The sequence below is a fragment of the Pseudomonas sp. S3_A09 genome, assembly GCF_054668065.1.
In genome coordinates this window covers 6095070-6116268 of sequence record NZ_CP162752.1, presented here as the reverse complement: position 1 = coordinate 6116268, position 21199 = coordinate 6095070, and the positions used below count along the sequence as shown (strand labels likewise).

The window sequence follows — 21199 nt, the reverse complement described above, 5'->3', positions numbered from 1 at the left end:
AGAGTGAGGCTGGGCGCTTGATTTCGGTCAAGGCAGCATGGGTGTTTTAACACTAGGGTGTGAACACCGTCTCCAACAAGGCAAATGCCATGGCCAAGCCTTTTCCGCTGCACCCCAAGCATCCCGAGCGTATCTGCTGGGGGTGTGATCGCTACTGCGCTGCGAGCGACCTGGCCTGTGGCAACGGAGCCGACCGCACCATGCACCCTGCGGAGATGCTCGGTGATGACTGGTATGAGCACGGCGACTGGGGCGTTACGCCCGAGCCGCCGGATAAGGATGAGCCGTCAGCTGCTTGAGCGGGGTTTATCTTTACTGGGCTTATGGGTATCAGCAGGCTTGGCCGGCCTGGGCGGCTGCTTGTCGGTGTCTTTGGTCTTCTTACTGCTGTCGGAGGGGCTGCTGGGGTAGGTCCCCGGCGGCAGGGCAGAACCGGCGGCACCGTTACCATTCAAGGCGTTCGCGGCTGGCTCTGGGTTATCGCCGAACGCGGCGAGGGCGGGGCCAGTGAGCAAAGCGGACAGGCCGACAATGAGTAAAATCCTTTGGGACGATCTGGTCTTCATGACGCAATCCCCTCGTGTGATGGTTCCAGAGCCTGGATTACTCTCAGGCCCTGGTCATGCCTCGATCAAGCCGCCATGGGCTTGGTCGACTGCAACTTCTTGTGCGCTGCTTTCATCGCTTCCATTTCGGCGCCCAGTTCTTCCAGCAGCGCTTTGCCTAGCAGCTTTTTAGCTTGCGGGAACATCTCGGTTTCCTCTTCCTCGATATGGTGCTCCAGCAATTCCTTGACCACTTTGACGCGGCCGGAAAACTCCGTTGTCGAAGGCTCGGTCTGCTTCAGGTCCGGCAGTACCAGGGTGTCAACGGTGCGATGCTCTTCCTTGGCCTCGTGGTACATGATGTCTTGTTCCTTGCCACCAGCCTTCCTGAACGCCGGGTAGAGGATTTCTTCTTCCAGCCTGGTATGCAGGCTGATTTCGGCTTCCAGCTTGGCCAACAACTCAGTGCGTTTTTTCACCCCACGTTCGGTGGATTCACTCAACTGAGTCAACAGGGCCTTTACGCGTTCGTGGTCGGCTTTGAGCAGGTCAATCGCATTCATGGGTGACACCTCACGGGGAAATCAGGGCGTGTCGACATGCACACCTCGTCCATGACAGGAGTGCATCAGTTGTACCAACTTGAGCTGTTTTTAATTCGTGAGGAAATTCAAAGGCCTACGATGACATGGCGACTGAACCTGTCGTGCAGGTTGCATGGTCGGTGCGGTTGCACGTTGCATTCCACAACCCCGGGACATTCGCGCAAATTTTAATGAACCCTCGCGCTAAACACTTGACCTAACGTGTACGACCTAGGAGGTGAAGCATGGAAATTCAATATATCTGGATCGGTTTGGCGGTGGTTCTACTGCTACTGGAATTGTGGGCGATCAATATCGTATTGCGCAGCACTGGGGGCTGGGAGACCAAAGGATTGTGGGTGGTGGTGCTTATCTTTGTGCCACTTTTGGGCCTTATCGCTTGGGCGATGTTCGGGCCTAAACGCGAAATGCCGCAGCAGCATAAAAGCTGAGGCAGAAGTAGATAGAGAACAGGCGCCGTCGAGGCGCCTGTTTTCGTTGCGCGGTAGGCTTATCAGCCTGCCAATGCCTTGGCGATCGCCTCATTGAACGCCGGCAGATCATCCGGGGTGCGTGAGGTAATCAGGGTCCAGCCATTGGCTTTGCAGACCTTGACCTCTTCATCGACCCATCCGGCGGCGCCGGCGTTTTCCAGATCGATGCGCACGCTCTTGTAGGAGGTCAGGGTCTTGCCTTTGATCACACCGGCATCGATCAGCGCCCAGGGGCCATGACAGATTGCCGCCACGGTTTTGCCTGCCTCGACGAACTCGTTGATCAACTTCTGCGCCGCTGCATCCTGGCGCAATGTGTCAGCGTTGACGGTACCGCCAGGGATCACCAGTGCATCGAAATCACTGCCCGACAGCTCGGACAGCTTCGCATCGGACTCAACCGTCGTGTCCTTCTCGGTATCGCCGACGAAGGTCTGGGTGATGCCGCCTGTGCTGGAGCCGTGGGTCACTGTCGCGCCATAACCGCGCAGCGCTGCCAATGGTTTGAGCAGTTCATCGCGCTCGATACCGGTGTTGGACGTGATGACCAGAATCTTCTTGCCGTTAAGGTTTGAACTCATGATCGAATGTCTCCTGATGGGTGTACGAAGGATGGGATATGGGAGAGTTGATCCGGGTCGGGTGGCAAAGGTTTAAATTAATTTTCAGCAAATTTGCACCGGGTTGGCGCGGGCAATTTCCTTGAACTATCCAGGGCCGCAGGCTTCTGCTGCATAGGCGCTCGCTATTTTTACCCGCGCCATTGATTGGAGAACCACCATGACTGCCGATAAGACCCCAGCCCCCATCAGTTCCGAAGAAACTCAGAAGGGCACTGATAAAGCCACAAAAGGCCAGACCCTGGAACGCCCGAATCCCAAGACCGAAACCGTCGATAAAGTGCTGACCCCCACCTCGATCAAGGACACCGAGCGCCAGACCGATGCCATCAACGAACAGGCCGCCAAGGCCGAGCGCAAGCTGGGCCACTGAACATGGCCCGTTCTATTTCTGCGTCGGAGTTGGGCATCGAGCTCAAACCTGGCGATGACGGCAGCCTGTTCAAGTGGTTTATCGCCAGCTTCCTGATGGGCAAGCGGATCCAGGCACCGATTGCCGCACAGGCCTACAAGGTGATCGTTGAAGAGCAAGGCCGCGATACCGCGCGCAAGCTGCAGCACTGCACGTCGCGTGAGTTGGTAGCCATGCTCGGACGCGCGCATTACGTGCGCTATGATGAAACCACTGCCCAACGTTTACTCGACCTCAGCGCCAAGTTGAACGCCGAGTATGCCGGCAAGATCACTCATATGCGCAGTGCCAGCGAGAGCCGAGAGGCCTTCGAAAAACGCCTTGGGGCGTTCGACGGGGTCGGGCCCAAGACCATCGAGATTTTCATGCGTGATGCCGCCAAGGTGCTGTTTTGACGGCAACGCTGTTTGTGGGCTGTGCCGGCTGGAGTTTGCCGCGTGAGTACTGGGCAGCATTTGCCGAGGAGGGCACGCATTTGGAGCGTTATGCGTCGCGCTTCAATGCGGTGGAAATCAACAGTTCCTTCTATCGCCCGCACTTGGCGAAGACGTACGCGCGGTGGGCGCATTCGGTGCCGTCGGGCTTTCGTTTTTCAGTCAAGGTGCCCAAGCGCATCACCCATGAATTGCGCTTGCATGGCTGCCAGGCCGCACTGGATGCGTTTCTTGGACAATGTCTGCAACTGGGTGAAAAGCTGGGTTGCCTGCTGGTGCAATTACCGCCTTCGTTGCAATACGAACCGAGTGTTGCCGACGCATTCTTCACGGCGTTGCGCCAACGTTTTACCGGTGACGTGGTGCTTGAACCACGGCACGCGAGCTGGTTGGCGGCTGAAGAGATGATGCAGGCTCTGCAGATCGGGCGGGTGGCTGCCGACCCGCCGGTGATCCCGGCGGGAGATGTGCCGGCCGGTTGGCAAGGCGTGCATTATTGGCGTCTGCACGGAACACCGCGTGTCTATCACAGTGGCTATGGGGCTTCACGCGTTCAGGCGTATGCGCGTGTGTTGAGCGCGTCCGTAGCGGCTGGTATTCCTACCTGGTGCATCTTCGACAATACTGCCAGCGGCCTGGCTACGCCTGATGCGCTGTCACTACTCGACGTCCACTCGCAACACTTCCAACCCTAGCTGCTCATACGCCTCTACACTGGGCACATGCCATTCGGTGATCAGCGTGTGAATGCGACTGCACGGCGCCACCACAAAGGGCTCCACGGCGCCGAGTTTGTCCGCCATGGTCACCGCCACCACGTGGGACGCACTGTCGAGCAAGGCTTGCTTGACCGCCACCTCATCGAAGTGCAACGAGCTGATGCCCACTTGCGGATGCAGTGCGCACACGCCGGTGAATAGCACGTCGGCCTTGATGCTCTGGATCATGCGCACGGTTTCATGGCCGCTGGTAGACAGCGTCGCCGGGTTGAGCTGGCCGCCCGTGAGGATCACCTTTACGTCAGAGTGGTCGGCCAAGGCGATGGCGATCATGGGGGATGTCGTGACCACAGTGAGACGCATCGAGCGTGGCAACGACTGGGCAATTTGCAGCGTGGTAGACCCGGAGTCGAACAGTACGATTTGCCCCTCTTCCACGCGGTCGGCAGCGAGCCTGGCGAGGTGACGCTTGGCCTCGTTAGTCTCGCCGACACGGGTGAAGAAGTCTTTGCCGGTGTCCTTGGGCCGGGGCAGGGCGCCGCCGTGTACGCGTTGCAGCAGGCCGGCGGCGGCGAGTTCGCCGAGGTCGCGGCGGATGGTGTCCTGGGACACTGCAAAGTGGTCCACCAGCTCCGAGGCGGTGACTTTGCCGTCACGTTCCAGCAGCAACAAAATCTTCTGCTTGCGCAAAGAAGGCAGGTCGATGGCTTGATGAGTGGTGTGCATGGTTTTGCGTCTTTTTGCGTGTTTGTGCCAGATTAGTCGCGCTGCGATCTAAACGCAATGGCTGGTTGTGCAGCTGATGGGCGGTTACTCTCAGCATTCAGTTCAGGGAGAGGTGACCTAGATGCTGTTGATCACAACCATCGAAGATTTACGCAAACTCGCGCAAAAACGTGTCCCACGGATGTTCTACGACTACGCCGATTCCGGCTCCTGGACTGAGAGCACTTACCGGGCAAATGAAAGCGATTTTGCCTCCATCAAGTTCCGCCAGCGGGTGGCGCGCAACATTGATGAACGCTCGATCCGCGCCACGATGATCGGCCAGGAGATGGCCATGCCGGTGGCGCTCGCACCCACCGGGTTGGCCGGCATGCAGCACGCCGATGGCGAGATTCTCACCGCCCGCGCCGCCGCCGCGTTCGGCCTGCGCTACACCTTGTCGACCATGAGCATCTGCTCCCTGGAAGACATTGCCGAGCACGTCGGCCAGCCGTTTTGGTTCCAGTTGTATGTGATGCGCGACCGCGCCTTTATCGAACAACTGATCGAGCGCGCCAAGGCTGCCGGCGTGGATGCGCTGGTGCTGACCCTCGACCTGCAGATCCTCGGCCAGCGCCATAAGGATCTGATCAATGGCCTGTCCGCGCCGCCGAAGTTGACCCTGCCGAATATCCTCAACATGGCCACCAAACCGCGCTGGGTGATGGGCATGCTCGGCACCCAGCGTCGTGGCTTCGGCAATATCGTCGGGCACGTGAAAGGTGTGGCGGACATGAGTTCGCTGTCGTCCTGGACCGCCCAGCAATTCGACCCGCGCCTGAGCTGGGACGATGTGGAGTGGATCAAGAAGTGCTGGGGCGGCAAGTTGATCATCAAGGGCGTTCTCGATGTGGAAGATGCGCACCTGGCCGCGAATGCCGGTGCCGACGCACTGGTGGTGAGCAACCACGGCGGTCGTCAACTCGATGGCGCGCCTTCGAGCATTAGCCAGTTGCCGGCGATTGTCGAAGCGGTGGGCGAGCGCATTGAGGTCTGGCTCGACGGTGGCATTCGTTCCGGCCAGGACGTGCTCAAGGCGATGGCATTGGGCGCCAAAGGCACCATGATCGGTCGCCCGCATTTGTATGGTTTGGGGGCGATGGGCGAGGCAGGTGTAACCAAGGCGCTTGAGATTATCGCCCGAGAGCTGGACGTGTCGATGGCACTGTGTGGGTATAACGATATACGCGATGTGAATCGCGAGATTTTATTGCCGGGTACATTTCCCGAAAGCGTTTACTGAGCAAAAAAATCGTAAAAATATAAAAAGAGTTGTCCACGAAAACCGTGGGTATCTCTGTGGATAACTTTGCGAAGCCCCGGCAGGGTTGGCGATTTATGCAGAGATCATTATTTGATCAACTTCTGGTTTGGCCCCGCATGGGCTGGGTTTGCGCTTGACATGCAAGCGCGAACCCAGTGCCGGAAAGCGTTTTATGAGTCGCGATCACGGCCTGTGGAGTGCGTGACAACGTGGGGTGGTGCCTTCGCTTGCATCAGTTTGTCCAGCGCCTGGCCATAACTGCGACCGGCCAGGCTCATGCTGTTGTTATGGCTGGCACCGGGCACCAATAACAGCCGCTTTGGCTCCTGGGCGGCTTCAAACAGCTGCTGGCTGAAGCGCGGCGGCACGTAGCGATCGTCAAGGCCATGTACCACCAGCAGCGGCATACGGATATCGGCAATCTTGTCGATGGAATTGAATTTTTGCGACAGCAACCAGCGCACCGGCAACGACGTATTCGCCACGGCCGTGGCCACATCCGCCAGCGATGTGAAGGTGGACTCGATCACCAGGCCGCGCACCGGCAGTGGTGTTTGTCTGCCCAGTTCGGCAGCCAGGTCGATGGCCACCGCGCCGCCCAGGGAATGTCCGTAGATCAGGCGTTTGCTTGGGTCCGGTTGCAGTACCTGGAAACGCTCCCAGGCAATGCGTGCGTCTTCGTACACGGTGGTTTCCGACGGTAATTCGCCGCGGCTCTGGCCGAAGCCGCGATAGTCGATGGCCAGTACCGAATAACCCAGGGCGTGCAGTTGCTCGATGCGAAACAGTTGCCCGGTGAGGTTCCAGCGTACGCCGTGCAGGTAGAGGATGGCAGGTGCGTCCTTCTTGTCCGCCGGGTACCACCAGCCATGGATATTCTGTCCGGATTTGAAACTGGCCGGCTTGAGTTCGAACTCCTGCACCGCCTTGGGCAAGCCGCTGTACCAACTGGCGGTGCCCGGCTCGATGCGAAACACCAGTTCGCGCTCCTTGTGTTGCAGCACGGCGCAACCCACCGGCAGACCGACGATCAACAAGGCCATGCACACCATGGGAAACCAGCGCAGGCTCAGGCGCGAGAGGAAACGAGAGGACATGAAGGTTCCAGGAAAAAGATGAATCAGGGGTTTTACCAGATGGCCCAACCAGGCAGGAATTATTTCGACAGCCGTAAACGGGTATTCCTTGCAAAGTGTTACACCATTGAACAACGCGTGCCGGGGTTGTTAGGGTGGGCGGCCCGAACAGGAGAGCAAGCACATGGAATTCACAGGCAAAACCGCACTCGTCACGGGTGGCGCACGCGGGTTGGGGCTCAGCTATGCACGGGCTTTGGCCCAGGGCGGCGCGCGGGTGGTGATCAGCGATATCGGCACCGATAATGCCGGCGTGGGCAGCGATGCCTCGGTGGTCCAGGCCGCGGCAGACACCTTGCAGGCCGAGGGCTTGAACGTGATAGGTCACGGTGGCGACCTGTCCACGAACACCGGCTGCCAGCAACTGATCGCGTACGCCATCGAAGCCTTTGGCCAACTCGACATTCTGATTCACAACGCCGGCTGGGTCGGTTACCAGAACATCGCCGACCTCGATGCCGCGTTCCTGCAACGCGCCATGGACATTAACCTCTATGCGCCGCTGTGGCTGTGCAAGCATGCCTGGCCGCACCTGCTGCGCTCATCCGCGCCGCGCATCATCCTCACCACTTCCGACCGCGCCATGTACACACAATATGAGCAGACTGGACTGGTGGCCTACAGCGCGGGCAAGATGGCGCAACTGGGGATCATGAACGCGTTGAGTCATGAAGGTGCTGAGGCCGGGATCAAGGTCAATGCGATCTCGCCGGTGGCCAAGACGCGCATGTGGGGCGTTACCGAAGAACCGGATGAACTCAAGCCCGACTGGGTGACGCCGGGGGTGGTGTTCCTCGCCTCTGAGCAATGCCAGGACAGCGGTTACATCCTGCGCGCCAGCAACGGGCAATTCACGGCCACGCGCTTCACCGAGAACCCCGGGGTGGACTACCCGCGGAACCTCGCACGGATCAAGGCGAGCAGCGCAGAAGCAGTCGCCGCCGCCTGGAACAGCATCAAACAAGCACAACCCCTTTCTTGAGAAACCCGAGCATGGACAACAGCCCCGTTCGCATGACCGCCGAAGAAACCCTCTCGGAAAACTGGTACCTGCTGAAAAAATACAGCTTCGACCTGCGCCGCCGCGACGGCAGCTGGCAAGCCCAGACCCGCGAGGTGTACGACCGCGGCAATGGCGCGACCATCCTGCTGTACAACCGCGAGCAGCGCACGGTGTTGCTGATCCGCCAGTTTCGCATGCCGACGTTCGTCAACGACTATCACGGCTACCTGATCGAAGCGGCGGCCGGATTGCTCGACAATGCCAGCCCCGAAGAACGTATTCGCCTGGAAGCGGAAGAGGAAACCGGGTATCGCGTGGGGCATGTGGAGAAGATTTATGCAGCATTCATGAGTCCGGGGTCGGTGACGGAGCGGATTCACTTTTTCATGGGTGAATATCAACCAGGGGATCGGGTGGGGAGCGGTGGCGGCCTTGAGGAGGAGGGTGAGGATATCGAGGTGTTGGAGTTGGGCTTTGATGAGGCGTTGGCAATGGTGCAAAACGGCGAGATTGTGGATGGGAAGACCATCATGTTGTTGCAGCATCTGGAATTGCGGATGCTCAAAGAAGGGTGGTGAGTTGGTTGGTTAGGGTGTGAACACTCATTGTGGTGAGCAGCCTTGCCCTGCGTTGGGTTGCGGAGCAACCCTGAAACAAACGCTGCTGATTTAGCTGAAAAAACCATTGCCTGGATGGGGGGCCGCTGGGCGGCCCAAGGCGAACAAGCTCGCTCACTCCAGGACGGTAGATTAGGTTGAGTATTCATATGAAGAAAGACTCAGTTGAACTTTTCATAATCTTGGGCACCGAGTGATGCTAGCCACTTTTTAAAGAAGTCAATTTGTTCTTGTGGGTTGTTAGTAAGGTTTTCTTCTTCGTAATCGAACAGGTGAACGATGTTTTCGTTAGTGGCTTGCTTGCCTAGCGTCATTTCGTATGCGACAAGGCCAGCGCTCATTTGAGATGCCATTCTTGAAGGCTTGACATTCAACTTCGCGCCTTTGCATAGAAATGTTATGTGGGGGAAGTCTGCCCTGATTTTTGCGAGGCAGACATACATGTCTCTTCCTTCGTAAACTGTTTTGAAATTATCAGCCTCTGAAAAAACCATGATTGATTTCGATGTGTCATATTTTACAGTCACTTCTTTTTTCTGACTGCCGATTATTGCGAGTATTTTTTGTGTTTTCATGTTATTTCCTGTTTGGGTTCGGGATCGAATAACCTACATAACTTCCATCGGCTTTGAGTGGTGTAGCAAGGCGAGCAGCGCAGAAGCAGTCGCCGCTTGGAACAGTATCAAACAAGCACAACCCCTTTCTTGAGAAAACCGAGCCTGGACAACAGCCCCGTTCGCATGACCGCCGAAGAAACCCTCTCGGAAAACTGGCACCTGCTGAATAAATACAGCTTCGACCTGCGCCGCCGCGACGGCAGCTGGCAAGCCCACACCCGGCGAGGTGTACGACGTTGCTGATCCGCCAGTTTCGCATGCCGACGTTCGTCAACGACTATCACGGCTACCTGATCGAAGCGGCGGCCGGTTTGCTCGACAATGCCAGCCCCGAAGAACGTATTCGCCTGGAAGCGGAAGAGGAAACCGGGTATCGCGTGGGGCATGTGGAGAAGATTTATGCAGCATTCATGAGTCCGGGTTCGGTGACGGAGCGGATTCACTTTTTCATGGGTGAATATCAACCAGGGGATCGGGTGGGGAGCGGTGGCGGCCTTGAGGAGGAGGGTGAGGATATCGAGGTGTTGGAGTTGGGCTTTGATGAGGCGTTGGCAATGGTGCAAAACGGCGAGATTGTGGATGGGAAGACCATCATGTTGTTGCAGCATCTGGAATTGCGGATGTTGAAGGACGGCTGGTGAGTCAATTTTTGTCGTGAGAAGGCTTGCCCTGTGCCGGGCTGCCCAGCAGCCCTAAAAACGGTCAACACGTGTTCACTTGAAAACACCCATCGTCTGGATCGGGGTTGTTTCGCGGTCCAGCGCAAGCAAGTAGATTGTTTAAATGGCGGATTATCGTAAGATCTAGTTGGATTCCTCGTGAGGCAGACGGCGGTTGTTAACGGGTTTGCAGAGACTCGGCCCACTTATTTCGATAAGCGATCTGCTCATTGATATCGTTTGTAAGATTGCTTTCTTCGTAATCGAATATACGAACGAGTTCCGCATCGGGCTCACTCATTGTTACGTCATAAGCAACTAATCCGCTTGACATCTGTGAGGCCATCGCAGAGGGGTAGACACTCACCTTTGAACCTTTACACAAAAAAGCTATTTCACTGAACTCTCTTCTTAATAATCCAAAGCATGTATATATATCTATGTCAGAGTATGTTTTTTTTGTGCCGTCGGTAAATGTTATAGAAAGTGTTGATGTCGCTCTGTCAATCCCAAGTGTAGCGGTTTCTCTTTGGGTGTTTTTGATTATGGTTATGTCGAGTTCTTTCATTGGTCATTTTCTATTTGGATTAATGAGTGAGTAGCCTTTATGCGTTCCATCATCGTGGACGGGTGTGGCTCCTAGAATATCCTTGGTATCTATCCGGTTTGGTATGGCAATTTCGCGCTCCTTTTTATAGTCGGATAAAATGCCTAGTTCTTTGTTGACATCCCGACCCGGAATTTTCTTTAGGGTGTAAAGATAGCCTTCCTCAAACCCAAAGGATGTTGCGAACGTCAACCCTTGCTCCCTTGATATCGATGTGCTCACAAAATTGCTTGGTGGACTCGCATTGTTTTGCGAGTGTAAGTATAGGTCAGTGCTTTTTCCTCTGCTCTCAAAGCCTGTTTCAAAAATTTCGTCCGGGTGCCTTGAGTCCCCTCGATATAAATATTCTTGTTTTTTACTTGATGCTGGTAGCGAAGGAGTGCCGTCGTCTACGTTCAGCTGTTTATTTGAGTTTTCTGTGTTTGTGTGTGGTTTGCATCCATCCCCGCCGGGACACGTGTTCAAACCCAGTGGATCAACCCAGCCCGTAGGGTTGGGCACGTATTGGTACGCATTGATCCCACCCGCCAGCTTCACCGGGTCCGGCGTGAGGTAACGACCAATATCCGGATTGTAGTAGCGATGGCGGTTGTAGTGCAGCCCGCTTTCTTGGTCGAAGTATTGGCCCTGGAAACGCAGCGGGTTGTCGATTTTTCCGATGTCGAGACGGGTGATTTCACCGTAAGCACGGTAATGGGCGGACCAGACGATTTTGCCATCGGAGGCGGTGAGTTCCTGCGGCGTACCCAGGTGGTCGAGTTGGTAGTGGTAGGCCTTGGTTTCCTTTGGACCGAAACCTTCCAGTAGGACCAGCGGGCGAAAGGTGTTCGGCTCGTAGAGGTAACTGCGGTGGCGATCCGCGTGGTGCTCGGCGATCAGTGTGTCGCCCTGCCAGAAAAACTCCGTAGTGATGCCGTCAAGGGTTTTGCTGATGCGCCGCCCAAACGGGTCGTAGCAATAGCTGACAGTCTGGCCATTGGGTTTTTTAATGCCGATCAGACGGTGCTGGCAGTCGTAGCGGTATTCGGTGACGAGCGCGTGGCCTTTGCCGCGTCGTTGGCGGATAAGGTTGCCGAAGGCGTCGTAGTCGTAGTGGTGGTCGCCCTGGATCATCAGGCGATTGCCCGCCACGATGTCGGGGCCGGGGCGGTTTTGCATGAGCAGGTTGCCAGCCGGGTCGTGGGCGAAGCGTTCTTGCTCGCCTTGGGAGTGGTCGGCGCGGGTGAGGCGGTTTAGTGGGTCGTAGTGGTAGTGATGCTCGCCTTTGCGAGTGTCGAGGAGGCGGGTGAGGTTGCCGGATTGGTCGTAGTCGTAGTGGCATTGGTAAAGGGTGTGTTGTTGCTGGGTGACGGCGTGGGCGTGCAGGCGTTGCTGGTCGTCATAGTGGTAGTGGCTGATCAGTTGGCCTTGTTGGCGTTGGAGTTCCTTGCCGGCTTTGAATAGATGAGAAGTAAGGCTTTCACCGTTCAGTTCGACGGTCGCGAGGTGGCCGCCTTTGTCGTGGTTGAAGGTGAGACGGTTGTTGTCCGGCAGGCGCAGGTTTTGCAGTTGGCCGCAGGCGTCGTAGCCATAGCGCAGCGTGCCCCAGCCTTGGTGTTCGGCGGTGAGACGGTTTTGGCTGTCGTACTCGTAGGCCAACACCCAGTGGCCGTCCTCGACGCTTAAGAGGTTGCCTTGGCGGTCGTAGGCGTAATCGACAAGGCTGCCGTCGGGTAGGGTTTTTCTTACGAGTCGACCGGCATGGTCACGCTCGTAACGGGTAACCAGCTGACTGCCGTCATCGCCGTGTTCGGTCTTCTCCTGAAGGTTGCCGTTGAGGTCGTAGACGTAAGCCGTGCGCTGGCCATCAAAGCCGGTTTCCTGTTGGATCAGGCCGTTGCTGTGGTATTGGAGTCGGTAGGTTTCGCCCACCTCGTTTTCGATTTCGGTCAGCAATAACCTAACGTTGTCGTACCGGTATTTGACCTGGGTGCCATCAGCGTTGATGCGACGGCTGATCAGGTGCAGGCCGTCGGCGTATTCGTAGCGGGTGAGGTGGCCCAGTTCATCGCGTTCGGAGGTGATTTTTCCGTAAGCGTTGTAGCTGTATTCCCGTGTGGCACCGCCCGGTAGCACAACACGGATCAACCGACCTACGCTGTCCCACTGATACTGGGTTAGCGCCCCCTGTGCATCTTCACGGGCAACCTGTCGCCCAAGGTCGTCATAGCGATAGCGCTTAACGCCACCGTTCGGCAACTGCTCCTCAAGCAACTGCCCACGCTCATTCCACACCAGCCGATGACAGCTGTGATCCGGGTACCAAACACCAACCAGCTGCCCATATTTGTTGTAGCTGTAGTCAGTAGCGTTGCCGTCAGAGTCGGTCTTGCGCGTCACGTCGCCCTGGTCATTACGCTCGTATTTCCAGACCGCCTGACCCCGCCTTACAACCCGTACAAATCCATTGTCATGCTCGTAGGTCGTCGGCTCATCGTCCCCCGGAAACAGCGCCACCAAACGCCCGGCTTCGTCGTACTGATACGCCGTGATCGCTCCCAGCGGATCCTGCTCAACCGTCAGTCGGCCTTTGTCATCGTAGGATTTAAAGTGTTGGGCACCGTCAGGGTCCACGCGCTGCACCAGCCGCGCCCGCGGGTCATGCACGTAGACTTCCTGGCTTCCGTCGGCGTTAAACACCGTGACCTGCCCGTTGTCATCCCAGGCGTACCGCGTGTCCATCTGCGAGAAACTGGCCCAGTGCCGTACGCACCGTGCAGCCTTGCCAGACCGTTCCCACGCCCAGAAGAAACTCGCTCCACCGGCCAGTTCGCGCTCAAGAATCACGTGCTGATCGTCGTACCGGTAAACCTCGCTTTCGCCTACAGCGTTGGTTGCACAAACCAGTCGTCCACCAGCGTCGTAGGCGTAGGAAACAACGTTCTGCTCCGTCACCCAGACAAATGGGCCGTCATCCACAGCCCGCTCAATCTGGTAATCCACCGCCACAATGCGGCCCGACGCATAGCGCAAAAACAACGAGCGCCCGACGCCGTTATCCAACCGCTCAATCTGCCCCAGGTAATTACGGGAAATGCGCAGCCGGTTGTCATACGCATCGCTGATCGCTGTCAGCGCACCGTCGTGGAAGTGGTAGAAACGTGACCCTTGAGACAGGACTAACTCATCGGGCACAGCCCCCAAGTAGATCGCCGCTTCGGCCAGGCTATTGGTAATTGCAGGTCGCGAAACAGTCGGCAAGGGCAGGGCAGTCGAGCGATTTTCATGATCGGTCCACACCACCGAATCGCCGGAAACACTCAGCCGATGCGCCAGCGAGTGACTCCAGCCAAACCCCAACCCGCAATCCATTTCCACCGCACTGGTGCGGTACAAGCGGGTCCACTCAAACGGCAAGAGCCCGTCCAGCGTTCCATCGGTGAGGGTCAGCAGTTCCTCGCCCGTGACCATCGACACCGGGCACCCGTTGGTGGCGGTCTTGTCCGAAGACGAAGCGGCATTCCCAGCCGGGTTTCGAGCAGAAGCAGGCACATCGTCGACAGGCTCCTGCCGCACCAACACCGTCCGTTGCGTGGCCTTGTCCCGAACCAGCGGCACCGGGTTGGCAACCACCTGATCTCCAGCCTTCAACGGCACATCCGGAATCGTCTTGATCGTCGTTGCCCGGCTACTGAGCAATATCGGCTTAGCCAGCTCCGCGTGGTCATCCCCACGGAACCTCCCGAACTGCCCAGCCATATGCTCCAACCACTTACGCGCTCGCTGAGACTTGATGCCGCCCAGCACCTTCGTACTCAAGCGCACCGCCATCCCCATTCCTGCGGTAGCAAGACACAGCAGCAAATTGATCAATACTTCAGCGCTGATTTCCCCCAGCAACTCGTTCATATAAGGCGGCGGCAACATCCGCACCCAGCTGACCATCGCCGACACATAAATGAACAGCAGCGGCTCATCGCTCAGCACCAACAAGCCCTTTGCGATGCTTTCGGTGCCGAGCTTCAACAGCTTTTCACATTCATCCTGGGACAGGTAATGCAGGAGTTTTTCCGCGTAACCCATTGGGTCCGAAAGCCACTGAAACATCTGCTTGATGTTGTCCCAGAGCGCATACAACGCCTCACCAAACCCCCGAGCGTAGGCTTGGTGCAGCGAGAGATAGCGTTCCAGGAAGTTGGCTTCGGAATACCCCTTCCACAGCGGTTCAAACGTGGTGGTCCATTCAGCGCGCAGCCAACCTTCCAGCGGCGCGATAACCGACTGGTAAGAGGCGTACAGCGCCTTGAAATGCGCTGTGGAAACGTTGGGGTAGAAACTGACCCGGTACTGCTGGTTGCGATCACATTCAGTGATTTCGAGAATGCCGCTCGGGCCAATGGTTTTATGGAGGGGCTCCCCGAGCGGGCCACCCGTTGGATCGATGCGTTGCACCATCACGGGCGTATTGCCAATGGGCACGAACCGTGAACTTTGGAACATGTGCACCAGGGTCAACGTGCCGTTGGCCTGGCAGGTTGCGGTGATGGTGCTGGGAAACAGGGAGCGGTTGATCGGCGCGACCAGCGCCACTTCATCCCCGACCTTGAAGACCTGCTCGATATCCAGCGCCGAAAAGCTGAAAAAGCTTTCCGCCCAGGCATCGTAGTGATTGAGGCAGCGCTTGAAGTCGCTGATGACCGATTCAACGTCTCGCGTCTTTGAATCCAGGGTGGCCAGTACCAAATAGCCAATGGTTTGGCTGGTCACTTCGATCATGAGGCGGCCCCATCAACCGGGGGCCAAACAAACAACGCCATCCGCAATCCCTCGCACTGTGTACTCAGGCGAGGGACTTTGCGGACCTTTTCACGGGAGGGGAGTAGAGCTTATCCGGCAGGCATGTAGGACGTTTCGACAAACCTTGTCGTCCCTCACGCGACTAGCGGCTATTGTCAGAAATTTCCCGCAGGAGTACAAATGTACTCCATGACAACTCTAACGCCCCGCCGTACCGCCATCCTGACCTTCATCCGCGACCGTATCGCGCAGCAAGGCCAGTCCCCCAGCCTCGCCGAGATCGCCGAGGCGTTCGGCTTTGCCTCGCGCAGCGTGGCGCGCAAGCATGTGCTGGCGCTGACTGAAGCCGGGTTTATCGAGGTCAACCCGAACCAGGCACGCGGTATTCGCTTGCTCAATCAACCGATGCGTCCGCAATGGCTGGATGTGCCGGTGCTTGGCCGTGTCGCTGCAGGCTCGCCTATCGGCGCCGATGCCGAGGTGCATAGCCGCCTGCAACTTGACCCGTCGACCTTCGCGAAAACCCCGGATTACCTGCTGCGCGTGCAGGGCGATTCGATGATTGAGGACGGTATTCTCGATGGCGACCTGGTGGGCGTGCGCCGCAGTGCCGAGGCCTTGAACGGGCAGATTGTGGTGGCGCGCCTGGACGGTGAAGTGACCATCAAACGTTTCGAACGCCATGGCGACAGCGTGCGCTTACTGCCGCGCAACCCCGCGTATCAACCCATCGTGGTCGGGCCCGATCAGGACCTGGCGATCGAAGGGGTGTTCTGCGGTCTGGTGAGGCAAGGTTGATGGGCTCCGTGGTTGCACTGGACACGCTGTTCAATGGCGGGCGTGTCTGGAAAGGCCGGCCTGCCACGCCGCCAGCCAGTGTGCACCCCACCGGGCTGGCGGCGCTGGATGCGGTGTTGCCCACGGGCGGCTGGCCGGAGGCGGCCCTGAGTGAAATCCTCATGGCCAAGGAGGGGGTGGGCGAACTGCAACTGGTGCTGCCGACCCTGGCACGCTTGTCAAAGGCGCGGGAGCGCATTGTGCTGGTGGCGCCGCCCTATACACCGTACCCCCATGCCTGGCAGAACGCCGGGGTGGATCTGCGCTTGCTTTCGGTGATCCAGGCCGAAGAGCGTGATGCCCTGTGGGCGGTGGAACAGTGCCTGCGTTCCGGCAGTTGCGGCGCGGTGTTGTGCTGGCCACGCAAGGCCGATGACCGCGCGCTGCGGCGCCTGCAAGTGGCGGCGGAAACCGGGCAGACCCTGGCCTTTGCCTGGCGCGCCTTGAGTGAGGCGGTCAACTCATCTCCCGCCGCCTTGCGCCTGGCCGTGGAAGCCAAACCCGCGCAGGTGCGCGTGCTCAAGTGCCGGGGCGGCCTGGCCCATCCGGCGCCGATTACGCTGGCGGGGCATTGAGGTTGCCATGCGCTGGGTGTGTATTGTCTTCCCGCAATTGGCGCTGGACGGAGTGCAGCGTGCGCATCCCGAACCGGAGCAGCCTCTGGTCTTGCTGGCCGGCACGCCACAGCGGCGTGTGCTGCAAACGGTCAATGACGCCGCCCGCGCCTTGGGCTTGCGCCCCGGTCAATCCCTGACAGCTGCACATGCCCTGGCCAAGACCTTTGCCAGCGCCGAATATGATCCCGCCGAGATCGAACGCTACCAGCAGTTCCTCGCCGCCTGGGCCTATCAGTTCAGTTCTCAGGTCAGCCTGTATTATCCACGCGCTTTGTTGTTTGAGATCGAGTCGAGCCTGGGGCTGTTCGGACCATGGCCACGGTTCGAAGCGCGCTTGCGCAGAGAGTTGACCGAACTGGGTTTTCGCCACCGTATCGTCGCGGCACCCAACCCGGCGGCGGCGCGGGTGCTGGCAAATATCTACGATGGTTTGGCGGTGCAGGATGACGGCTTGATGCAGGCCCTGGCGCCGCTGCCCATCGACCGCGCCGGTCTTGACCCGCAGGCCGCTACGGCCTTGTCGCGCATGGGCCTGCGCACATTGGCCCAGGTGCAGGCGCTGCCTCGGCATACCCTGGCGCGACGCTTTGATGCCGGCTTGCTCAAGCACCTGGATGCACTGGTCGGGCACCGGCCGCTGGGCCTGGCGTTCTATCAGCCGCCGGACCGGTTCGATGTGCGTATCGAGCTGAATTTCGATGTGCAATCCCATCAGGCGTTGCTGTTTCCTTTAAGGCGTTTGACCGGCGATCTGTCCGCCTTCCTCTGTGGTCGCGACAGTGGCGTGCAGCGCTTCGACCTGCACTTGGAGCACGCCCAGGCGCCCGATAGCGTGATCAAGGTCGGCCTGCTCAGCGCCGAGCGTGAACCGGCGATGCTGTTTGAACTGGCGCGTGGCCGCCTGGAGCAAGTCCAAGTCACCTCACCGGTCCGCGGCTTTCGCCTGGTGGCCCAGGACCTGCCGGTGTTCGTGCCCCAGCGCCAGGACCTGTTCGACGACCGCCCGCAACAAACCCTGCCATGGGAGCAACTGCGCGAACGCCTGCGTGCCCGCTTGGGCGATGAAGCGGTGCAGGGCCTGCGCTTCCACGCTGACCACCGACCTGAATGCGCCTGGCAAGCGGCTGCGGATAAAACCCTGTGCCCAACCCTGAACAACGTGCAGCGCCCCGGCTGGCTGCTGAACGAACCGACCTTGCTGGGCGAGCAGGGTGTGCAGATCCTCATGGGGCCTGAGCGCATCGAGTCCGGCTGGTGGGACGGCGCCGATATCCGCCGCGACTACTACCTGATCCTGACGCGCGCCGGTCAGCAAGGCTGGGCCTTTCGCACCGTGGGGCAGGGCGATGGATTATGGTTGCAGGGTTGGTTTGCATGAGTTACGCCGAGCTGCACTGCCTGTCCAACTTCAGCTTCCAGCGCGGCGCCTCCAGTGCGCTGGAGTTGTTCGAGCGCGCCAAGCGCCAAGGCTACAGCGCGCTGGCGATCACCGACGAATGCACCTTGTCCGGCATTGTGCGCGCCTGGCAGGCGGCTAAGGCGGTGGAGCTGCCGCTGATCATCGGCAGCGAGGTGCGCATCGACAACGGCCCGAAACTGGTCCTGCTGGTGGAAGACCTCAGCGGCTACCAGCACCTGTGCCGCTTGATCACCCTGGCCCGGCGGCGTGCCGAAAAGGGCAGCTATCGCCTGCTGCGCGAGGACTTCGATCAACCGCTGCCCGGCCTGCTGGCGCTGTGGGTGGCCGAAGATAGCGACACCCAGGCCGATAGCCAATGGCTGCGCCGCACCTTCGGTGAGCGACTGTGGCTGGCGGTGCACTTGCACTGCGGCCAGAACGATGCGCGTCACTTGGAACAACGCCTGCAACTGGCCGCCAGCCTGCACCTCCCCGCGGTGGCTTGCGGCGATGTGCACATGCATGCGCGTGGCCGCCGCGCCCTGCAAGACACCATGACTGCCATTCGCCATCACGTACCGGTGGCCGAAGCCGGCACGCGCCTGCACCCCAATGGCGAGCGGCACCTGCGCAGCCTCGACGCCCTGGCCGCGCTGTACCCGCAACCCTTGCTCGACGAAACCGAGACCATTGCCCGCCGCTGCACCTTCGACCTCAGCCAATTGCGTTATCACTACCCGCGCGAACTGGTGCCCGCTGGCCACAACGCCCAATCCTGGCTACGCGCCGTGACCGAAGAAGGCATCGCCAAACGTTGGCCGCAAGGGGTCGACGCCAAGACCGCGCAGCAGATCAACAGCGAGCTGGAGTTGATCAGCGAGCTGGGCTACGAAAGTTACTTCCTTACGGTGCACGACATTGTGCAGTTCGCCCGCAGCCGGTCGATCCTGTGCCAGGGGCGCGGCTCGGCGGCGAACTCGGCGGTGTGTTATGCCCTGGGCATCACCGAGATCGACCCGAGCCTGACCAGCATGTTGTTCGAACGCTTCCTTTCAAGGGAGCGTAATGAACCGCCGGATATCGACGTGGACTTCGAACATGAACGCCGCGAAGAGGTGCTGCAGTACGTGTTCCAGCGTTACGGCCGTACCCGTGCGGCGCTGACGGCGGTGGTCAGCAGTTACCACGCGTCCGGCGCGGTGCGTGATGTGGCCAAGGCCTTGGGGCTGCCGCCGGACCAGATCAACGCCCTGGCTGACTGCTGCGGGCGCTGGAGTGACGCAGCGCCCCCGCTGGATCGCCTGCGTGAAGGCGGCTTCGACCCCGACAGCCCGATCCTGCGCCGCGTGCTCACGCTGACCCAGCAATTGATCGGCTTTCCCCGGCACCTGTCCCAGCACCCGGGTGGCTTCGTGATTTCCGAATACCCGCTGGACACCCTGGTGCCGGTGGAAAATGCCGCCATGGCCGAGCGCACCATCATTCAGTGGGACAAGGACGACCTCGATGCCGTCGGCTTGCTCAAGGTGGATATCCTCGCCCTGGGCATGCTCAGCGCAATCCGTCGCTGTTTCGACTTGCTGCGCCGCCATCGCAACCGGGACCTGGCCTTGGCAACCATCCCCAAGGAAGACCCGGCCACTTACGCGATGATCAGCAAGGCCGACACCATCGGCGTATTCCAGATCGAGTCGCGGGCGCAGATGTCGATGTTGCCCAGGCTCAAGCCGCAGAAGTTCTACGACCTGGTGATCGAGGTCGCCATCGTGCGACCTGGGCCGATCCAGGGTGGCATGGTGCACCCGTACTTGCGGCGGCGGAACAAGGAGGAGGAAACCACTTATCCTTCGCCGGAACTCAAAGTTGTGCTGGAACGTACCCTGGGCATCCCGCTGTTCCAGGAGCAGGTGATGCAGATCGCCATGGTCGCCGCCGACTACGGCCCAGGCGAGGCCGATCAGTTGCGCCGCTCCATGGCCGCCTGGAAACGCCACGGTGGCCTGGAACCGCACCAGGAACGCCTGCGCACCGGCATGCTGAAAAACGGTTACAGCGAAGCTTTTGCCGCGCAGATCTTCGAGCAGATCAAGGGTTTTGGCAGCTATGGCTTCCCCGAATCCCACGCGGCCAGTTTCGCCTTGCTGACCTACGCCAGTTGCTGGCTCAAGTGCCATGAGCCGGCGGCCTTCGCCTGTGCGCTGATCAATAGCTGGCCCATGGGGTTCTACAGCCCGGACCAGATCCTGCAGGACGCACGGCGCCATCGCTTGCAGATCCGGCCAGTGGACGTGCAAGCCAGCGACTGGGATTGCAGCCTGGAGCCGATCGACGGGGCACAGCCGGCGATTCGCATGGGCTTGCGCATGATCTCGGGGTTTCGCGAAGAGGACGCGCGGCGCATCGAAGCCGCACGCCACCGCCGGGCATTCAGCGATATTGCCGACCTGGACGATCGTGCCGGGCTGGATGCACGCGCCCAGGCACTGCTGGCGGATGCGGGTGCTTTGCGCGCCCTGTCGGGCAACCGGCACAAGGCGCGCTGGGAGGTCGCCGGTGTACACAAGCAACTCGGGCTGTTTGCCGGCCTGCCGAGTCCGGACGAAGCCGTGGTGGAGTTGCCGTCGCCCACGGTGGGTGAGGATTTGCACGCCGACTATGCCACGGTCGGCACCACCCTGGGCCCGCATCCGTTGGCATTGTTGCGTGCGGAACTGCGCAAGCGGCGCTGCCGCAGTTCCCAGGAGCTGATGGCGGTGGAGCATGGGCGCAACGTCAGCGTTGCCGGCCTGGTCACCGGTCGTCAGCGTCCCGGCACAGCCAGTGGGGTGACTTTTGTCACGCTGGAGGATGAATTCGGCAATCTCAATGTGGTGGTTTGGCGCGATCTGGCTGAGCGTCAACGCCAGGCGTTGGTGGGCTCGCGTCTGATGAAAGTGGATGGGCGCTGGGAAGCGGTGGGTGAAGTGCGGCACCTGATCGCCGGGCGCCTCACCGACCTGACGCCGTTGCTGGAAGGCATCACTGTGCGCAGCCGGGATTTTCATTAGGGGCTGTGGTTTCTGCGGGCATTCCTCCCTAAGTTATATAAGATGAA

19 protein-coding genes and 1 pseudogene are annotated in these 21199 nt (G+C 59.3%); 13 read left to right on the top strand and 7 right to left on the bottom strand.

The window, feature by feature from the left end:
• Window positions 1-89: 89 nt before the first annotated feature.
• Window positions 90-299 (top strand): DUF3079 domain-containing protein, encoded by a 210-nt coding sequence (locus AB4N92_RS28360; protein ID WP_042572200.1) that lies wholly within the window; start codon window positions 90-92, stop codon window positions 297-299.
• A 332-nt stretch (window positions 300-631) separates the two neighbouring features.
• On the opposite strand, the gene AB4N92_RS28355 is transcribed toward AB4N92_RS28360, so the two are convergent.
• Window positions 632-1108 (bottom strand): hemerythrin domain-containing protein, encoded by a 477-nt coding sequence (locus AB4N92_RS28355; RefSeq protein WP_010209845.1) that lies wholly within the window; start codon window positions 1106-1108, stop codon window positions 632-634.
• Between the two features lie 266 nt (window positions 1109-1374).
• On the opposite strand from AB4N92_RS28355, the gene AB4N92_RS28350 reads away from it, so the two are divergent.
• A complete protein-coding gene (locus AB4N92_RS28350; protein ID WP_010209848.1) occupies window positions 1375-1581 on the top strand; it encodes a PLDc N-terminal domain-containing protein in 207 nt (68 codons plus the stop codon).
• Between the two features lie 62 nt (window positions 1582-1643).
• On the opposite strand, the gene AB4N92_RS28345 is transcribed toward AB4N92_RS28350, so the two are convergent.
• On the bottom strand, window positions 1644-2204 hold the full coding sequence (locus AB4N92_RS28345) for a type 1 glutamine amidotransferase domain-containing protein (protein ID WP_069673432.1): 561 nt from the start codon (window positions 2202-2204) through the stop codon (window positions 1644-1646).
• Window positions 2205-2403: 199 nt separating this feature from the next.
• Between AB4N92_RS28345 and AB4N92_RS28340 the strand changes: the two genes are divergently transcribed.
• Genes AB4N92_RS28340 through AB4N92_RS28330 form a run of 3 tightly spaced genes read left to right on the top strand, consistent with a single transcriptional unit; the run spans window position 2404 to window position 3784 of the window.
• Window positions 2404-2616: a hypothetical protein gene (locus AB4N92_RS28340; protein ID WP_010209852.1), complete on the top strand. Its 213-nt coding sequence runs from the start codon at window positions 2404-2406 to the stop codon at window positions 2614-2616.
• Window positions 2617-2618: 2 nt separating this feature from the next.
• Window positions 2619-3050: a hypothetical protein gene (locus AB4N92_RS28335; RefSeq protein ID WP_010209854.1), complete on the top strand. Its 432-nt coding sequence runs from the start codon at window positions 2619-2621 to the stop codon at window positions 3048-3050.
• Window positions 3047-3784, top strand: a complete 738-nt coding sequence (locus tag AB4N92_RS28330; protein WP_047543958.1) for a DUF72 domain-containing protein — start codon at window positions 3047-3049, stop codon at window positions 3782-3784. The genes AB4N92_RS28335 and AB4N92_RS28330 overlap by 4 nt, the downstream gene beginning before the upstream one ends.
• Here the strand turns inward: AB4N92_RS28330 and AB4N92_RS28325 are convergent.
• Entirely contained in the window at window positions 3749-4534 is a 786-nt protein-coding gene (locus tag AB4N92_RS28325; RefSeq protein WP_154847123.1) for a DeoR/GlpR family DNA-binding transcription regulator, read from the bottom strand. The genes AB4N92_RS28330 and AB4N92_RS28325 overlap by 36 nt on opposite strands.
• Before the next feature lie 121 nt (window positions 4535-4655).
• Between AB4N92_RS28325 and AB4N92_RS28320 the strand changes: the two genes are divergently transcribed.
• Window positions 4656-5816 (top strand): alpha-hydroxy acid oxidase, encoded by a 1161-nt coding sequence (locus tag AB4N92_RS28320; RefSeq protein ID WP_460128895.1) that lies wholly within the window; start codon window positions 4656-4658, stop codon window positions 5814-5816.
• A 191-nt stretch (window positions 5817-6007) separates the two neighbouring features.
• Here the strand turns inward: AB4N92_RS28320 and AB4N92_RS28315 are convergent, their stop codons facing one another.
• The gene (locus AB4N92_RS28315; protein ID WP_010209861.1) at window positions 6008-6934 is read right to left on the bottom strand and encodes an alpha/beta hydrolase; all 927 of its coding nucleotides are present in this window, start codon (window positions 6932-6934) and stop codon (window positions 6008-6010) included.
• 163 nt (window positions 6935-7097) lie between these two features.
• Here AB4N92_RS28315 and AB4N92_RS28310 point away from each other — a divergent pair, with 163 nt between their 5' ends.
• Window positions 7098-7955 carry an SDR family NAD(P)-dependent oxidoreductase gene (locus tag AB4N92_RS28310; protein ID WP_106120254.1) on the top strand — a complete coding sequence of 286 codons (858 nt, stop codon included), beginning with the start codon at window positions 7098-7100 and terminating at the stop codon, window positions 7953-7955.
• Window positions 7956-7966: 11 nt separating this feature from the next.
• The gene (locus AB4N92_RS28305) at window positions 7967-8554 is read left to right on the top strand and encodes an NUDIX domain-containing protein (RefSeq protein ID WP_137206057.1); all 588 of its coding nucleotides are present in this window, start codon (window positions 7967-7969) and stop codon (window positions 8552-8554) included.
• A gap of 200 nt (window positions 8555-8754) precedes the next feature.
• Here AB4N92_RS28305 and AB4N92_RS28300 read toward each other — a convergent pair whose 3' ends face one another.
• Window positions 8755-9168 carry a hypothetical protein gene (locus AB4N92_RS28300; RefSeq protein WP_021492280.1) on the bottom strand — a complete coding sequence of 138 codons (414 nt, stop codon included), beginning with the start codon at window positions 9166-9168 and terminating at the stop codon, window positions 8755-8757.
• Between the two features lie 144 nt (window positions 9169-9312).
• On the opposite strand from AB4N92_RS28300, the pseudogene AB4N92_RS28295 reads away from it, so the two are divergent.
• A pseudogene (locus tag AB4N92_RS28295) lies at window positions 9313-9851 on the top strand (GDP-mannose pyrophosphatase).
• 196 nt (window positions 9852-10047) lie between these two features.
• Here AB4N92_RS28295 and AB4N92_RS28290 read toward each other — a convergent pair.
• On the bottom strand, window positions 10048-10437 hold the full coding sequence (locus AB4N92_RS28290) for a hypothetical protein (protein WP_044287314.1): 390 nt from the start codon (window positions 10435-10437) through the stop codon (window positions 10048-10050).
• A gap of 3 nt (window positions 10438-10440) precedes the next feature.
• Entirely contained in the window at window positions 10441-15231 is a 4791-nt protein-coding gene (locus AB4N92_RS28285; RefSeq protein ID WP_460128890.1) for an RHS repeat-associated core domain-containing protein, read from the bottom strand.
• Between the two features lie 201 nt (window positions 15232-15432).
• Between AB4N92_RS28285 and lexA the strand changes: the two genes are divergently transcribed.
• From lexA to AB4N92_RS28265, 4 genes are read left to right on the top strand one after another with little or no spacing between them, the layout of a single operon-like run.
• Window positions 15433-16050 carry a transcriptional repressor LexA gene (gene lexA / locus AB4N92_RS28280; RefSeq protein WP_021492567.1) on the top strand — a complete coding sequence of 206 codons (618 nt, stop codon included), beginning with the start codon at window positions 15433-15435 and terminating at the stop codon, window positions 16048-16050.
• Complete coding sequence (gene imuA, locus AB4N92_RS28275; RefSeq protein WP_236267260.1) at window positions 16050-16664, top strand: translesion DNA synthesis-associated protein ImuA; 615 nt, start codon at window positions 16050-16052, stop codon at window positions 16662-16664. Before lexA ends, imuA begins: the two co-directional genes overlap by 1 nt.
• Window positions 16665-16671: 7 nt before the next feature.
• The gene (locus AB4N92_RS28270) at window positions 16672-18084 is read left to right on the top strand and encodes a Y-family DNA polymerase (protein WP_010209875.1); all 1413 of its coding nucleotides are present in this window, start codon (window positions 16672-16674) and stop codon (window positions 18082-18084) included.
• Window positions 18060-21152, top strand: coding sequence for an error-prone DNA polymerase (locus AB4N92_RS28265; RefSeq protein WP_221928146.1), 3093 nt, complete (start codon window positions 18060-18062; stop codon window positions 21150-21152). Before AB4N92_RS28270 ends, AB4N92_RS28265 begins: the two co-directional genes overlap by 25 nt.
• The last annotated feature ends 47 nt before the right edge of the window (window positions 21153-21199 follow it).

Coding starts and splice junctions, on each gene's coding strand:
- AB4N92_RS28270 (WP_010209875.1), top strand. CDS start 16,672: ATGCGCTGGGTGTGTATTGTCTTCCCGCAATTGGCGCTGGACGGAGTG.
- AB4N92_RS28355 (WP_010209845.1), bottom strand. CDS start 1,108: ATGAATGCGATTGACCTGCTCAAAGCCGACCACGAACGCGTAAAGGCC.
- AB4N92_RS28290 (WP_044287314.1), bottom strand. CDS start 10,437: ATGAAAGAACTCGACATAACCATAATCAAAAACACCCAAAGAGAAACC.
- AB4N92_RS28320 (WP_460128895.1), top strand. CDS start 4,656: ATGCTGTTGATCACAACCATCGAAGATTTACGCAAACTCGCGCAAAAA.
- AB4N92_RS28340 (WP_010209852.1), top strand. CDS start 2,404: ATGACTGCCGATAAGACCCCAGCCCCCATCAGTTCCGAAGAAACTCAG.
- AB4N92_RS28305 (WP_137206057.1), top strand. CDS start 7,967: ATGGACAACAGCCCCGTTCGCATGACCGCCGAAGAAACCCTCTCGGAA.
- AB4N92_RS28300 (WP_021492280.1), bottom strand. CDS start 9,168: ATGAAAACACAAAAAATACTCGCAATAATCGGCAGTCAGAAAAAAGAA.
- imuA (WP_236267260.1), top strand. CDS start 16,050: ATGGGCTCCGTGGTTGCACTGGACACGCTGTTCAATGGCGGGCGTGTC.
- AB4N92_RS28310 (WP_106120254.1), top strand. CDS start 7,098: ATGGAATTCACAGGCAAAACCGCACTCGTCACGGGTGGCGCACGCGGG.
- lexA (WP_021492567.1), top strand. CDS start 15,433: ATGTACTCCATGACAACTCTAACGCCCCGCCGTACCGCCATCCTGACC.
- AB4N92_RS28350 (WP_010209848.1), top strand. CDS start 1,375: ATGGAAATTCAATATATCTGGATCGGTTTGGCGGTGGTTCTACTGCTA.
- AB4N92_RS28265 (WP_221928146.1), top strand. CDS start 18,060: ATGGTTGCAGGGTTGGTTTGCATGAGTTACGCCGAGCTGCACTGCCTG.
- AB4N92_RS28335 (WP_010209854.1), top strand. CDS start 2,619: ATGGCCCGTTCTATTTCTGCGTCGGAGTTGGGCATCGAGCTCAAACCT.
- AB4N92_RS28315 (WP_010209861.1), bottom strand. CDS start 6,934: ATGTCCTCTCGTTTCCTCTCGCGCCTGAGCCTGCGCTGGTTTCCCATG.
- AB4N92_RS28285 (WP_460128890.1), bottom strand. CDS start 15,231: ATGATCGAAGTGACCAGCCAAACCATTGGCTATTTGGTACTGGCCACC.
- AB4N92_RS28325 (WP_154847123.1), bottom strand. CDS start 4,534: ATGCACACCACTCATCAAGCCATCGACCTGCCTTCTTTGCGCAAGCAG.
- AB4N92_RS28345 (WP_069673432.1), bottom strand. CDS start 2,204: ATGAGTTCAAACCTTAACGGCAAGAAGATTCTGGTCATCACGTCCAAC.
- AB4N92_RS28360 (WP_042572200.1), top strand. CDS start 90: ATGGCCAAGCCTTTTCCGCTGCACCCCAAGCATCCCGAGCGTATCTGC.